This window comes from Streptomyces drozdowiczii (genome assembly GCF_026167665.1).
GTDB lineage: Bacteria > Actinomycetota > Actinomycetes > Streptomycetales > Streptomycetaceae > Streptomyces > Streptomyces drozdowiczii_A.
In genome coordinates, this window is the sequence record NZ_CP098740.1 from 2174765 (window position 1) to 2188377 (window position 13613).

The following is a 13613-nucleotide window of genomic DNA, read 5'->3' on the forward strand; positions in this document are numbered from 1 at the left end:
GCATTTTTGCAGTGACTCTGTTTTCGTGGGGCGCATGACCGTCATCAGCACGTCCGGGCTCGCCCGGACCTTCATGAGCACATCCGGTCCCGTCGAGGCCGTCCGCTGCCTCGACCTGACCGTCGCGGCCGGCGAGATCGTCGGCCTGCTCGGCCCGAACGGCGCGGGCAAGACGACCACCCTGCGCATGCTCACCACGCTGCTCGCCCCCACCGGCGGCGCGGCCACCGTCGCCGGCCGCGACCTGGTCGCCGACCCGGCGGGCGTACGCGAGCAGTGCGGTTACGTCGCCCAGTCGGGCGGGGTCGACCCGCACACCACCGTGCGGGAGGAGCTGGTCACCCAGGGCCGGATGTACCGGCTCGGCAAGGCGGCGGCGGTCGCCCGGGCCGCCGAACTCGCCGGGGAACTGGGCCTGTCGGACCTGCTCGACCGGCGGACCGCCACCCTCTCCGGCGGCCAGCGGCGGCGCCTGGACATCGCCATGGGGCTCACCCACCGCCCCGCCGTGCTCTTCCTGGACGAGCCGACCACCGGGCTCGACCCGGGCAGCCGCGCCGACCTCTGGGACCTGGTGCGCCGGCTGCGCGACGCGCACGGCACCACCGTCGTGCTCACCACGCACTATCTGGACGAGGCGGACGCGCTCGCCGACCGGCTCGTCGTCATCGACGGCGGCCTGGTCGCGGCGGAGGGCACCCCGGCCGCGCTGAAGACCCGGTACGCGGGCTCGCCCGACGCCACGCTCCAGGACGCCTTCCTCGCCCTCACCGGACGCGCCCCCGCCGCCGACCCCGCCCCCCTCTCGGTCTGACACCCCTCGGGACACCCATGCTGCTGCACGACACCGCGCTGATCTTCGGGCGCTACGCCCGCCAGACCCTGCGCTCCAAGTTCCAGATCCTCTTCGGCATCCTGATGCCCCTGCTCTACCTGCTCTTCTTCGGCCCGCTGCTCACCGGGCTGCCACTCGGCGGGGACACCGACTCCTGGCAGATCCTGGTGCCCGGACTGCTGCTCCAACTCGGCCTGTTCGGCGCCTCGTTCGCCGGGTTCGGCCTCATCATCGACAAGTCGACCGGGGTGGTCGAGCGGATGCGGGTGACCCCGGTCAGCCGGGCGGCGCTCCTGCTCGGCCGGGTACTGCGGGACGCGCTGCTGTTCGTGTTCCAGGCGGTGCTGCTGGTCCTCGTCGCCGTGGCGATGGGTCTGCGGGCGCCGCTCCCCGGGGTGCTGATCGGCTTCCTCTTCGTCGGCCTGCTGACCGTCTCGCTGGCCTCGCTCTCGTACGCGCTGGCGATGCGGGTCTCGACGCCGCAGGAGTTCGGGCCCGTCATCAACTCGCTCACCATGCCCGCCATGCTGCTGTCCGGCCTGGTGCTGCCGATGACGCTCGGCCCGAAGTGGCTGGACGTCCTGTCGCACTTCACGCCGTTCCGCTACCTGGTGGACGCGGTCCGGGACGCGTACACGGGCTCGTACGCCACCCCGCACATGCTGTACGGGGTCCTGGTCGCCCTCGGCTTCGCCGCCCTGGCCGTGACGGTGGGCACAGGTGTCTTCCGGAAGGCCGGGGCGTAACTACTCTGGCCGCATGGTCAATCTGACGCGCATCTACACCCGTACCGGCGACAAGGGCACCACCGCCCTCGGCGACATGAGCCGGACCGCCAAGACCGATCTGCGGATCTCCGCGTACGCCGACGCCAACGAGGCCAACGCGGTCATCGGCACCGCGATCGCCCTCGGGCAGCTGGACGAGGACGTCGTGAAGGTCCTCGTCCGCGTGCAGAACGACCTCTTCGACGTGGGCGCGGACCTGTCCACGCCGGTCGTCGAGGACCCGAAGTACCCGCCGCTGCGCGTGGAGCAGTCGTACGTCGACAAGCTGGAGGCCGACTGCGACCACTACCTGGAACAGGTGGAGAAGCTCCGCAGCTTCATCCTCCCGGGCGGTACGCCGGGCGCCGCGCTGCTGCACCAGGCGTGCACCGTGGTCCGGCGTGCCGAGCGGTCCACCTGGGCGGCGATGGAGGTGCACGGCGAGATCATGAACCCGCTGACGGCGACCTACCTCAACCGCCTCTCGGACCTGCTGTTCATCCTGGCCCGGGTGGCGAACAAGGAGGTCGGCGACGTCCTCTGGGTGCCGGGCGGCGAGCGCTAGGCACTCGGGTCCGGCGCCCGCTTCGGGAAGACCGTGTAGCTCGCCGCGATCACCAGATTGATCCCGATCACCAGCAGCATCGTCCGCTGCCACGACCGCAGCGAGCTCACGTCCCCGTCGCCGCCCACGTACCAGACGGCCGCCTGGAGCAGCGCCAGCGCGGTCGCGGCGGCGACGGTCCAGCGGCCGGCCACCTTCCACTCGTGGACCGCCCGTGCCTTCCCGTACTTCGGCGGCTTCACCGGCGGCGGGCCACCGGCGAACCGGTGCGCGACGCGGGCGTCGGCCCACTTGATGGTGGAGTGCCCGAGGCCGACCGTGAACCCGATGTAGACGGCGGCGAGGCCGTGCTTCCAGTCCGGCTCGGCGCCGTTCTTCAGGTCGACGGCCGTCACCGCGAGCAGGACCAGCTCCAGCACCGGTTCGCACAGCAGCACGGCGGCGCCCAGGCGCGGTTTGCGCGCCCCGTACCGCAGGGCGAGGCCGGCGGCCAGCAGCACCCAGAAGGCGATCTCGCAGGCGACGATGAGTGTGACGATCACGGGTCCGCTCCTTTTCGCTCCCTTCCAGCCTGGCCGCCGCCCCGGGCCCGATCATCGGCCCCGATGACGAATCCCGACTGCATACTTCGATGTAGTGCCGACGCTCTCCCCGCCCCGCCCGCACCGCGACGACGTGCTCATCGCGGTCCTCGGCCTGCTCGGCGGAGTGGTGCTCTGGGCGCTCGACCTCTCCATGCGCACCGGTGACGTCCTCGGGGACACCCGGCTGCCGCTGATCCCGCTCGTCGTGATGTCGGCGGCGGAGCTGCTGCGCAGGACCTCGCCGCGCACCGCCCTGGCCGTCGGCTCCGTCGCGCTCGTCGCGGACCAGTGCACCCGCGGCAACCTGGCCACCGTGGCGATGTACACGGACGTCATGTACGCGGCAGTGCTGTACGGGACCCCGGCGGCGGCCCGCCGCATCCCGGTGGTCACCTTCCTGATCTCCCTGCTCGTCACCATCGGCACGCTCGCCTGGATCCGCAGCCCCGAGGCCCTGCTCGTCGGCATCGTCACCGCCCTCGTCGTCTTCGTGCCCGCGCTCACCGGAGTCAGCGTGCGCAACCACCGGGACGCCGCCGAGACCGCCCGGCTGCGCGCCGACCAGACCGCCCTGCTCGCCGAGATGGACCGCACCCAGGCGGTGACCGCCGAGCGGGCCCGGATGGCGCGCGAGCTGCACGACCTGGTCGCCAACCATCTGTCCGCGATCGCGATCCACTCCACCGCCGCGCTCTCCCTCGACGACCCGGAGACCTCGCGCGACGCCCTCGGGGTCATCCGCGAGAACAGCGTCGAGGGTCTGGCCGAAATGCGCCGCCTGATCGGGCTGCTGCGCACCGGTGGAGCCGACGCGGAGCCCAGCAGCTCGCCGTCCCTGGATTCGCTGGACGCACTGGTCGAGCAGCATCGCGCGGCCGCCGCGGACGCCGGTCTGACCTGCGTACTGGAGGACACCAGGGACGGCGGGGCTCCCCTGCCGGCGCCGGTCGGCCTGGCCGCGTACAGGATCGTGCAGGAGTCCCTGACCAACGCGCTCAAGCACGCGGCGCCGGGCCCGGTCACGGTGCGGCTGGAGCGGGCGGGGCGACGGCTGACGGTGGAGGTGAGCAGCGCGCTCGGGGACCGGGCGGGGCCGCGCGCGCCGGGGTCCGGGGCCGGTCTGGTGGGGATGCGGGAGCGGGTGGCGCTGCTCGGCGGGGAGTTCGGGGCGGGCCCGGTGGACGGGATGTGGCGGGTGCGGGCGGAGCTGCCCGTGGACGAGGGAGAGGCGGGGGCATGACGATCCGGGTGGTGGTCGCGGAGGACCAGACGGCGGTACGGGCGGGGCTGGTGCTCATCCTGGGCAGCGCGCGGGACATCGAGGTGGTCGGGGAGGCCGGGGACGGCGAGGAGGCGGTGCGGCTGGCCCGGGAGCTGCGGCCGGACCTGGTGCTGATGGACGTGCAGATGCCGCGCCTGGACGGAGTTTCGGCCACCCGGCAGGTGACCGGTGAGGGGCTGGCGGACGTGCTGGTGCTGACGACGTTCGACCTGGACGCGTACGTGTTCGGGGCGCTGCGGGCGGGGGCGTCGGGCTTCCTGCTGAAGGACACCGAGGCGGCCGGGCTGCTCGACGCGGTGCGCACGGTGGCGCGCGGCGAGGGGCTGATCGCCCCGGCCGTGACGCGGCGGCTGATCGCGGAGTTCGCGGGGGCGGGCTCCGTACGGGCGGCGGGCGCTCCGGACGCGTCGGTGCTGGAGGCGCTGACGCGGCGGGAGCGCGAGGTGCTGGGGTGCCTCGGCGAGGGCTTGTCGAACGCGGAGATCGCCGAGCGGCTGTCGATGGCGGAGGCGACGGCGAAGACGCACGTCAGCCGGTTGCTGGGGAAGCTGGAGCTGCGCAGCAGGGTCCAGGCGGCCGTGCTGGCGCAGGAGTTGGGCGTCTGAGGTTTATTCAGCGGACGGTTGCGATCTTTGGTCCAGACCTCTTGACGATTGGTCCAGACCTTCTTAATCTCACCGAACACACTGCGGTGAACCTGCCATGACAAAGCGGGTTCAGGGCGGCGCAGGGTTGCAGTTCACGGACCACCCCGTATGTCCGGACCTCACCCGAGGAGCACCGTTGAGCACTGAGACCCCCCGCCGTACCCGATTCAGACTCGGGTCCGGTCGAGCCACCAGAACCAGAGCCGTCGCGGGCCTCACCGCACTGCTTCTTCCCCTCGCCGCCATGGTCGGCATGGCCTCCCCCGCCGAGGCGGCGACCTCCGCCACGGCCACGTACGTCAAGAAGACCGACTGGGGCACGGGCTTCGAGGGCCAGTGGACGGTGAAGAACACCGGCACCACCTCCCTCAGCTCCTGGACCATCGAGTGGGACTTCCCGAGCGGCACCGGCGTCGGCTCCGCCTGGGACGCCACCGTCACCCACACGGGCAACCACTGGACCGCCAAGAACGTCGGCTGGAACGGCACCATCGCCCCCGGCGCCAGCGTCTCCTTCGGCTTCAACGGCACCGGCTCCGGCAGCGGCGCCGCCACCAACTGCACGCTGAACGGCGCCTCCTGCGACGGCGGCCCCACCGTCCCGGGTGACAATCCCCCGTCGGCGCCGGGCACCCCCACCGCGAGCGCCGTCACCGACACCTCGGCGAAGCTCAGCTGGACCGCGGCCACCGACGACAAGGGCGTCAAGAACTACGACGTCCTCCGGGACGGCTCGGTCGTCGCCACGGTCACCGGCACCACGTACACGAACACCGGCCTCACCGCCGGCACGGACTACTCGTACAGCGTGCAGGCGCGGGACACCGCCGACCAGACCGGCCCGGTCAGCGGCGCGGTCAAGGTCCACACCACCGGCGGCGGCGGCACCGACCCCGGCGAGCCGGGCACCGGCGACAAGGTCAACCTCGGTTACTTCACCGACTGGGGCGTCTACGGCCGGAACTACCACGTCAAGAACATGGACACCTCCGGTTCGGCCGCGAAGATCACGCACATCAACTACGCCTTCGGCAACGTCCAGGGCGGCAAGTGCACCATCGGTGACTCGTACGCCGACTACGACATGGCGTACACCGCGGACAAGTCCGTGGACGGCGTCGCCGACACCTGGGACCAGCCGCTGCGCGGTAGCTTCAACCAGCTGCGCAAGCTGAAGGCGAAGTACCCCCACATCAAGGTGCTGTGGTCCTTCGGCGGCTGGACCTGGTCCGGCGGCTTCGGTGAGGCCGCGAAGAACCCGGCCGCGTTCGCCGACTCCTGCTACAAGCTGGTCGAGGACCCGCGCTGGGCCGATGTCTTCGACGGCATCGACATCGACTGGGAGTACCCCAACGCCTGCGGCCTGACCTGTGACACCAGCGGCCCGGACGCGCTGAAGAAGCTCACCTCGGCGCTGCGTACCAAGTTCGGCAGCAGCAACCTGGTCACCGCCGCCATCACGGCCGACGGCTCCCAGGGCGGCAAGATCGACCTGGCGGACTACGCCGGCGCCGCGCAGTCGCTCAACTGGTACAACGTGATGACGTACGACTTCTTCGGCGCCTGGGACGCGAAGGGCCCGACCGCCCCGCACTCCCCGCTGAACTCGTACTCCGGCATCCCGATCGCCGGCTTCAACTCCGCCGACGCCATCGCCAAGCTGAAGGCCCAGGGCGTCCCCGCGTCCAAGCTGCTGCTCGGCATCGGCTTCTACGGCCGCGGTTGGACCGGCGTCACCCAGGACGCGCCCGGCGGCACCGCCACCGGCGCCGCGCCCGGCACGTACGAGGCGGGCATCGAGGACTACAAGGTCCTCAAGAACACCTGCCCGGCCACCGGCACGATCGCCGGCACCGCGTACGCCCACTGCGGCACCAACTGGTGGAGCTACGACACCCCGGCCACCATCAAGTCGAAGATGGCCTGGGCGAAGACGCAGGGCCTGGGAGGCGCGTTCTTCTGGGAGTTCAGCGGCGACACCAGCAACGGTGAACTCGTGAGCGCGATGAACACCGGCCTCAAGTAACCCCCGAGGCTCCACCCCCCGAAAACGCCGGGGAGACAGGTCCGCCCCCTGTCTCCCCGGTTTTCGGTGTGTACGTCCCTAGGCCACGTTCACCCGCTGGCCGGGCGGGGCCGCCTCCAGCCAGGCCAGGAAACCGGTCAGCGCGTCCTCGCTCATCGCCAGCTCCAGGCGGGTCTCCCGGTGGAGACAGCCGAGCACGATCGCGTCGGAGAGCAGCGCCAGCTCCTCCTCGCCCTCCGGCATCCGGCGGGCCACGACCTCGATCGCGGACCGCTCCAGGACCCGGCGCGGACGCGGCGAGTAGCTGAAGACGCGGAACCAGTTCACCTTGTCGCCGCTGTACCGGGCGACGCCGTACACCCAGCCCTTGCCGGACAGGTCGGGTTCCTCGGGTACGTTCCACCGGAGACTGCAGTCGAAGGTCCCGCCGGAGCGCTGGATCAGCCGCCGGCGCAGACCGAAGACGAAGAGTCCCAGCGCGACCAGTGCGACGACCAGTCCGCCCACCCACAGCGCGAGGTACATCTCCACCGACCTCCTCGCATCATCGAGTAGACGGACACCGTCCGTACGTCACCTGCATCTGCATCGCCTCAGCCGCGACACGGTCCGGAGGGGTCTCCGGCACGGGCCGCGGCTGAGGGTAAAACCATGTCGTGAGGTGGCTAGTGTGCCGCCACCGCACGCAGTCGCACTTCGGCGCGCCGCTCGGAAGCGCCGTCCGTGTCCGACTTCGCACGCTCGAGCGCACGCTCCGCGCGCTCGACGTCGATCTCGTCGGCAAGCTCCGCGATCTCCGCGAGAAGCGACAGCTTGTCGTCGGCGAACGAGATGAAACCGCCGTGCACGGCGGCGACGACGGTCGCGCCCTCGCTCGTACGGATCGTCACCGGGCCCGATTCCAGCACACCCAGAAGCGGCTGGTGACCGGGCATGACGCCGATGTCGCCGGACGTGGTGCGCGCGACGACCAGGGTGGCCTCGCCGGACCAGACACTGCGGTCCGCGGCGACCAGCTCGACGTGCAGCTCAGCAGCCAAGGGTGGCTCCTCGGGTCACCACCCGGCGGTCGTGCCGGGTGTTGGGTCAATTCTACGGGGCGTGGTGAGGGGGACGGGACGCACCCGCCCCCCTCGGTGAGCCGGGGGCTCAGGAGACGCCGAGCTCCTTGGCGTTGGCCTTCAGGTCCTCGATGCCACCGCACATGAAGAACGCCTGCTCGGGGAAGTGGTCGTACTCACCGTCGCAGATGGCGTTGAACGCGGCGATCGACTCGTCGAGCGGAACGTCCGAACCGTCCACGCCGGTGAACTGCTTGGCGACGTGGGTGTTCTGCGACAGGAAGCGCTCGACGCGACGGGCACGGTGGACGACGAGCTTGTCCTCCTCGCCCAGCTCGTCGATACCGAGGATCGCGATGATGTCCTGGAGGTCCTTGTACTTCTGCAGGATCCCCTTGACACGCATGGCGGCCGCGTAGTGGTCCTCGGCGATGTACCGCGGGTCGAGGATGCGGGACGTCGAGTCCAGCGGGTCCACGGCCGGGTAGATGCCCTTCTCGGAGATCGGACGGGAGAGAACCGTCGTCGCGTCGAGGTGGGCGAAGGTGGTCGCCGGCGCCGGGTCGGTCAGGTCGTCCGCGGGGACGTAGATCGCCTGCATCGAGGTGATCGAGTGACCGCGGGTCGACGTGATGCGCTCCTGGAGCAGACCCATCTCGTCGGCCAGGTTCGGCTGGTAACCCACCGCGGACGGCATACGGCCGAGCAGGGTGGACACCTCGGAACCGGCCTGGGTGTACCGGAAGATGTTGTCGATGAAGAAGAGCACGTCCTGCTTCTGCACATCGCGGAAGTACTCCGCCATGGTCAGACCGGCCAGGGCGACGCGGAGACGGGTCCCCGGCGGCTCGTCCATCTGGCCGAAGACGAGCGCCGTCTTGTCGATGACGCCGGAGTCGGCCATCTCCTCGATGAGGTCGTTGCCCTCACGGGTGCGCTCACCGACGCCCGCGAACACCGACACACCGTCGTGGTTGTTGGCGACGCGGTAGATCATCTCCTGGATCAGCACGGTCTTGCCGACACCGGCACCACCGAACAGACCGATCTTTCCACCCTTGACGTACGGGGTGAGGAGGTCGATGACCTTGACGCCGGTCTCGAACATCTCGGTCTTGGACTCGAGCTGGTCGAAGTTGGGCGCCTTGCGGTGGATCGGCCAGCGCTCGGTGACCTCGGCCTCGGCCTCGGGCTTGTTGAGGATCTGGCCGAGGGTGTTGAACACCTTGCCCTTGGTGATGTCACCGACGGGGACGGTGATGCCCGTGCCCGTGTCGGTCACCGGGGCCTGGCGGACCAGACCGTCGGTGGGCTGCATCGAGATCGCGCGGATCACGCCGTCACCGAGGTGCTGGGCGACCTCGAGCGTCAGCGTCTTGAGCTTGCCGTCCTCGGCCGGGTCGGCCACCTCGACGGTCAGCGCGTTGTAGATGTCCGGCATCGCGTCGACGGGGAACTCCACGTCGACGACCGGGCCGATGACCCGGGCGACGCGGCCCGTGGCAACGGCCGTCTCAACTGTGGTCGTCATTACTTGTCACTCCCCGCGGTCGCGTCGGCCAGCGCACTGGCACCACCGACGATCTCGCTGATTTCCTGGGTGATTTCGGCCTGGCGGGCCGCGTTGGCAAGCCGGGAGAGCGTCTTGATGAGCTCACCGGCGTTGTCGGTGGCCGACTTCATCGCGCGGCGGCGGGCGGCGTGCTCGGAAGCAGCGGCCTGCAGCAGCGCGTTGTAGATACGGCTCTCGACGTACCGCGGAAGCAGGGCGTCGAGGACGTCCTCCGCCGACGGCTCGAAGTCGAAGAGCGGCAGGATCTCGCCCTTGCCGGTCTCCTGCTCCGTGGCACCGAGACTGAGCGGCAGCATCCGGTCGTCGACCGGGTTCTGCGTCATCATCGACACGAACTCCGTGAAGACGATGTGCAGCTCGTCGACACCGCCCTCGGCGGTCTCCTGGGACACCGCCTCGATCAGCGGGGCAGCCGCCCGCTTGGCATCCGCGTACGTCGGGCTGTCGGTGAAGCCGGTCCACGAGTCCGCGATCTTGCGCTCGCGGAACCCGTAGTAGGCGACACCCTTGCGGCCGATCACGTACGTGTCGACCTCCTTGCCCTCACCGCGCAGCCGCTCGGTCAGCCTCTCCGCGGCCTTGATGGCGTTGGAGGAGTAACCGCCGGCCAGACCGCGGTCGCTCGTGATGAGCAGGATCGCGGCCCGGGCCGGGGACTCGGCCTCGGTGGTCAGCGGGTGCTTGGTGGTGGAGCCGGTCGCCACCGCGGTCACCGCGCGGGTCAGCTCGGTGGCGTACGGCGTCGACGCCGCCACCTGGCGCTGCGCCTTGACGATGCGCGAGGCGGCGATCATCTCCATCGCCTTGGTGATCTTCTTCGTGGCGGTGACGGAGCGGATGCGGCGCTTGTAAACGCGAAGCTGAGCGCCCATCGATCAGCCCTCGCCCAGCAGCTTGCCGTCCGAGGTCTCGAACTGCTGCTTGAAAGCGGCGACGGCGTCGGCGATGGCCTCGATCGTGTCGTTGGACATCTTGGCGCCCTCGCGGATGCTGGTGAGGAGGTCCTTGCGCTCGCGGCGCAGGAACTCCAGCAGCTCCGTCTCGAAGCGGCGGATGTCCTCGACCGGGACGTCGTCCATCTTGCCGTTGGTGCCGGCCCAGACGGAGACGACCTGCTCCTCGACGGGGAACGGGGCGTACTGCGGCTGCTTCAGCAGCTCGACCATGCGCTTACCGCGCTCCAGCGACGCCTTGGAGGCCGCGTCCAGGTCGGAACCGAAGGCGGCGAACGCCTCCAGCTCGCGGTACTGGGCGAGGTCCACGCGGAGTCGGCCGGACACCTGGCGCATGGCCTTGTGCTGGGCGGAGCCACCGACGCGGGAGACCGAGATACCGACGTTCAGGGCCGGACGCTGACCGGCGTTGAACAGGTCGGACTCCAGGAAGCACTGGCCGTCGGTGATGGAGATGACGTTGGTCGGGATGAACGCCGACACGTCGTTCGCCTTGGTCTCGACGATCGGGAGACCCGTCATCGAACCGGCACCCATGTCGTCGGAGAGCTTGGCGCAGCGCTCCAGCAGACGCGAGTGGAGGTAGAAGACGTCACCGGGGTACGCCTCACGGCCCGGCGGACGGCGCAGCAGCAGGGACACGGCGCGGTAGGCGTCGGCCTGCTTCGAGAGGTCGTCGAAGATGATCAGGACGTGCTTGCCCTGGTACATCCAGTGCTGGCCGATGGCCGAGCCGGTGTACGGCGCGAGGTACTTGAAGCCGGCCGGGTCGGACGCCGGGGCGGCGACGATGGTCGTGTACTCCAGGGCGCCGGCCTCTTCGAGGGCGCCGCGCACGGAGGCGATCGTCGAGCCCTTCTGACCGATGGCGACGTAGATGCAGCGCACCTGCTTGTTCACGTCGCCCGAGCGCCAGTTGTCGCGCTGGTTGATGATCGTGTCGACGGCCAGAGCGGTCTTACCCGTCTGACGGTCGCCGATGATCAGCTGACGCTGGCCGCGGCCGATCGGCACCATGGCGTCGACGGCCTTGTAGCCGGTCTGCATCGGCTCGTGCACCGACTTGCGGACCATGACGCCAGGGGCCTGCAGCTCGAGGGCGCGGCGGCCGTCGGTCGCGATCTCGCCGAGACCGTCGATCGGGTTGCCGAGCGGGTCGACGACGCGGCCGAGGTAACCCTCGCCGACGCCGACGGAGAGCACCTCACCGGTGCGCTGCACCGGCTGGCCCTCCTCGATGCCGCTGAACTCGCCGAGGACGATCGCACCGATCTCGCGCTCCTCGAGGTTGAGGGCGAGACCGAGGGTGCCGTCCTCGAACTTCAGCAGCTCGTTCGCCATGGCGGAGGGCAGGCCCTCCACCTTCGCGATGCCGTCGCCGGCAACGCTGACCGTACCGACCTCCTCGCGCGAGGCCGCGTCCGGCTTGTACGACTGGACAAAGTTCTCCAGCGCGTCCCGGATCTCCTCCGGCCGGATCGTGAGCTCCGCCATCTGGGTTCCCTGCTCTCCTTGTTGGGCCCGAAGTTTCTTAAGGGGTCTGGGGGCCGACCCCCAGGAATCTTCTGCAGTTTCTGCACGGCCCAACCGGGCCGCTGGTCTTGCTCTGTTCTGTTGCGCTGCGTCTGTGTCAGCCGGCCATGCGACGGGTCGCCTCGTCGAGGCGGTCCGCGATGGTGCCGTTGATGACCTCGTCGCCGACCCGCACCGCGATCCCGCCGAGGACCGAGGGGTCCACGTCCAGGTTCAGGTGCATCTCGCGGCCGTAGAGCTTCGCCAGGGCGGCACCCAGGCGCTGCTTCTGCCGGTCGCTGAGCGGCACCGCGGAGGTGACGATCGCGACCATGCGCTCCCGGCGCTCCGCGGCGAGCTTGGAGAGGGAGTCGAGTCCCGCTTCCAGGCTACGTCCACGCGGCTGGGTGACAAGCCGCACGACGACGCGCTCGGTGGCGGGCCGCGCCTTGCCGCCGAGCAGGCTGCGGAGCAGCTCGCCCTTGGCGGCGGGGGTCGCGGTCCGGCTGGTGAGCGCGGCGCGCAGGCCGGTGTCCGAGGCGACGATGCGGCCGAACCGGAAGAGTTCGTCCTCGACGTCGTCCAGGTCACCGCGCTGCTGGGCGGCGGTGAGGTCGGCGGTGTTCGCCAGCTCCTCGACCGCGTCGACCAGGTCACGCGACTGCGACCAGCGCGAGCGGACCATGCCGGTGACCAGGTCGACGGCTTCGCCGCCCACCTGGCCGCCGAACAGGCGGCCTGCCAGCTCGGCCCTGGCCTCGCCCGGCTGCGCCGGGTCGGTCAGGACCCGGCGCAGCGACACCTCGCGGTGCAGCAGCGCCGTGACGCCGGCCAGGTCCTCGGCGAGCTTCGCCGCGTCGACCGACGTGGAGTCGGTCAGCGCGTCGAGACGCTCGCGTGCGGCAGCCAGTGCCTCGCGGCTCGCGCTGTTCATCGGACGGCCTCGGCCTTCGCTTCGAGCTCGTCGAGGAAGCGGTCGACGGTGCCACTCTGCCGGGCGTGGTCCTCCAGGGACTCACCGACGAGCTTGCCGGCCAGGTCGGTGGCGAGCTTGCCCACGTCCTGGCGCAGCGCGGCGGCGGCGGCCTTGCGGTCGGCCTCGATCTGGGCGTGGCCGGCGGCGACGATCTCGTCGCGCTGGCGCTGGCCCTCGGCACGCATTTCCTGCAGGATCACGGCGCCCTGCTCCTGCGCCTCCTGGCGCATACGAGCGGCTTCGTGGCGGGCCTCGGCGAGCTGAGCCTTGTACTGCTCAAGAACGCTCTGGGCCTCGGTCTGGGCCGCATCGGCCTTCTCGATACCGCCTTCGATGGCCTCGCGGCGCTCTTCCAGAACCTTGTTGATGTTCGGGAGGAGCTTCTTGGCGAGGAAGCCGAAGACGATGACGAAAGCGATGAGGCCAATGACGAGCTCAGGGATCGGCGGAATGAGCGGGTTTTCCGCTTCCTCCGCCGCGAGCTGAACCAGGGGGTTCACGTCAGTGCCTTCCGTCGAATGGGCTGTTCGCGACCGGTCAGGAGGTCGGGTAGACGAACGGCATGACCAGACCGATCAGGGCGAGCGCCTCACAGAAGGCGAAGCCGAGGATCTGGTTGGCGCGGATGAGACCGGCAGCCTCGGGCTGACGGGCGAGCGCCTGGGTGCCGTTACCGAAGATGATGCCGATGCCGACGCCGGGGCCGATCGCGGCGAGGCCGTAACCGATCGAGCCGAGGTTGCCCTTGATTTCGACGCCGGCGGCGAGGGTCTGGAGAGCGGACATGCCGGTTCTTCCTTCTCTTTCAATGTCCGGTGGGGGTTGGCCACCG

General features: G+C 70.1%; 15 protein-coding genes. 6 read left to right on the forward strand and 9 right to left on the reverse strand.

The features are described 5' to 3' along the window. Positions 1-34 precede the first annotated feature (34 nt). The 3 genes from NEH16_RS09580 to NEH16_RS09590 are packed head-to-tail and all read left to right on the forward strand — an operon-like array spanning position 35 to position 2167. Positions 35-814 (forward strand): ABC transporter ATP-binding protein, encoded by a 780-nt coding sequence (locus NEH16_RS09580; protein ID WP_265541055.1) that lies wholly within the window; start codon positions 35-37, stop codon positions 812-814. A 17-nt stretch (positions 815-831) separates the two neighbouring features. Then, a complete protein-coding gene (locus NEH16_RS09585; protein WP_265541057.1) occupies positions 832-1581 on the forward strand; it encodes an ABC transporter permease in 750 nt (249 codons plus the stop codon). 13 nt (positions 1582-1594) lie between these two features. After that, entirely contained in the window at positions 1595-2167 is a 573-nt protein-coding gene (locus tag NEH16_RS09590; protein WP_147970919.1) for a cob(I)yrinic acid a,c-diamide adenosyltransferase, read from the forward strand. On the opposite strand, the gene NEH16_RS09595 is transcribed toward NEH16_RS09590, so the two are convergent. After that, a complete protein-coding gene (locus tag NEH16_RS09595; protein ID WP_265541061.1) occupies positions 2164-2709 on the reverse strand; it encodes a hypothetical protein in 546 nt (181 codons plus the stop codon). The genes NEH16_RS09590 and NEH16_RS09595 overlap by 4 nt on opposite strands. A 94-nt stretch (positions 2710-2803) precedes the next feature. On the opposite strand from NEH16_RS09595, the gene NEH16_RS09600 reads away from it, so the two are divergent. The 3 genes from NEH16_RS09600 to NEH16_RS09610 all read left to right on the forward strand — a co-directional run bounded on the left by NEH16_RS09600 (position 2804) and on the right by NEH16_RS09610 (position 6706). Continuing rightward, a complete protein-coding gene (locus NEH16_RS09600; RefSeq protein WP_265541063.1) occupies positions 2804-3991 on the forward strand; it encodes a sensor histidine kinase in 1188 nt (395 codons plus the stop codon). Beyond that, entirely contained in the window at positions 3988-4638 is a 651-nt protein-coding gene (locus NEH16_RS09605) for a response regulator (RefSeq protein ID WP_073963906.1), read from the forward strand. The genes NEH16_RS09600 and NEH16_RS09605 overlap by 4 nt, the downstream gene beginning before the upstream one ends. Before the next feature lie 295 nt (positions 4639-4933). Further along, positions 4934-6706 (forward strand): glycosyl hydrolase family 18 protein, encoded by a 1773-nt coding sequence (locus NEH16_RS09610; protein ID WP_374215669.1) that lies wholly within the window; start codon positions 4934-4936, stop codon positions 6704-6706. Between the two features lie 78 nt (positions 6707-6784). On the opposite strand, the gene NEH16_RS09615 is transcribed toward NEH16_RS09610, so the two are convergent. From NEH16_RS09615 to atpE, 8 genes are all read right to left on the reverse strand, one after another. Continuing rightward, a complete protein-coding gene (locus tag NEH16_RS09615; protein WP_020207372.1) occupies positions 6785-7231 on the reverse strand; it encodes a DUF2550 domain-containing protein in 447 nt (148 codons plus the stop codon). Positions 7232-7371: 140 nt separating this feature from the next. Next, complete coding sequence (locus tag NEH16_RS09620; protein ID WP_265541067.1) at positions 7372-7746, reverse strand: F0F1 ATP synthase subunit epsilon; 375 nt, start codon at positions 7744-7746, stop codon at positions 7372-7374. Between the two features lie 109 nt (positions 7747-7855). Then, entirely contained in the window at positions 7856-9298 is a 1443-nt protein-coding gene (gene atpD, locus NEH16_RS09625; RefSeq protein WP_073963908.1) for a F0F1 ATP synthase subunit beta, read from the reverse strand. Continuing rightward, entirely contained in the window at positions 9298-10212 is a 915-nt protein-coding gene (locus NEH16_RS09630) for a F0F1 ATP synthase subunit gamma (RefSeq protein ID WP_073963909.1), read from the reverse strand. The genes atpD and NEH16_RS09630 overlap by 1 nt, the downstream gene beginning before the upstream one ends. Before the next feature lie 3 nt (positions 10213-10215). Next, positions 10216-11787 carry a F0F1 ATP synthase subunit alpha gene (gene atpA, locus NEH16_RS09635; protein WP_073963910.1) on the reverse strand — a complete coding sequence of 524 codons (1572 nt, stop codon included), beginning with the start codon at positions 11785-11787 and terminating at the stop codon, positions 10216-10218. 136 nt (positions 11788-11923) lie between these two features. Beyond that, positions 11924-12739, reverse strand: coding sequence for a F0F1 ATP synthase subunit delta (locus NEH16_RS09640; RefSeq protein WP_073963911.1), 816 nt, complete (start codon positions 12737-12739; stop codon positions 11924-11926). Then, positions 12736-13281 carry a F0F1 ATP synthase subunit B gene (locus NEH16_RS09645; protein WP_018102635.1) on the reverse strand — a complete coding sequence of 182 codons (546 nt, stop codon included), beginning with the start codon at positions 13279-13281 and terminating at the stop codon, positions 12736-12738. Before NEH16_RS09645 ends, NEH16_RS09640 begins: the two co-directional genes overlap by 4 nt. 37 nt (positions 13282-13318) lie before the next feature. Further along, on the reverse strand, positions 13319-13567 hold the full coding sequence (gene atpE / locus NEH16_RS09650; protein ID WP_018102636.1) for an ATP synthase F0 subunit C: 249 nt from the start codon (positions 13565-13567) through the stop codon (positions 13319-13321). Positions 13568-13613: the final 46 nt, after the last annotated feature.

Coding starts and splice junctions, on each gene's coding strand:
- NEH16_RS09580 (WP_265541055.1), top strand. CDS start 35: ATGACCGTCATCAGCACGTCCGGGCTCGCCCGGACCTTCATGAGCACA.
- NEH16_RS09585 (WP_265541057.1), top strand. CDS start 832: ATGCTGCTGCACGACACCGCGCTGATCTTCGGGCGCTACGCCCGCCAG.
- NEH16_RS09590 (WP_147970919.1), top strand. CDS start 1,595: ATGGTCAATCTGACGCGCATCTACACCCGTACCGGCGACAAGGGCACC.
- NEH16_RS09605 (WP_073963906.1), top strand. CDS start 3,988: ATGACGATCCGGGTGGTGGTCGCGGAGGACCAGACGGCGGTACGGGCG.
- NEH16_RS09610 (WP_374215669.1), top strand. CDS start 4,934: ATGGCCTCCCCCGCCGAGGCGGCGACCTCCGCCACGGCCACGTACGTC.
- NEH16_RS09615 (WP_020207372.1), bottom strand. CDS start 7,231: ATGTACCTCGCGCTGTGGGTGGGCGGACTGGTCGTCGCACTGGTCGCG.
- atpD (WP_073963908.1), bottom strand. CDS start 9,298: ATGACGACCACAGTTGAGACGGCCGTTGCCACGGGCCGCGTCGCCCGG.
- NEH16_RS09630 (WP_073963909.1), bottom strand. CDS start 10,212: ATGGGCGCTCAGCTTCGCGTTTACAAGCGCCGCATCCGCTCCGTCACC.
- atpA (WP_073963910.1), bottom strand. CDS start 11,787: ATGGCGGAGCTCACGATCCGGCCGGAGGAGATCCGGGACGCGCTGGAG.
- NEH16_RS09640 (WP_073963911.1), bottom strand. CDS start 12,739: ATGAACAGCGCGAGCCGCGAGGCACTGGCTGCCGCACGCGAGCGTCTC.
- atpE (WP_018102636.1), bottom strand. CDS start 13,567: ATGTCCGCTCTCCAGACCCTCGCCGCCGGCGTCGAAATCAAGGGCAAC.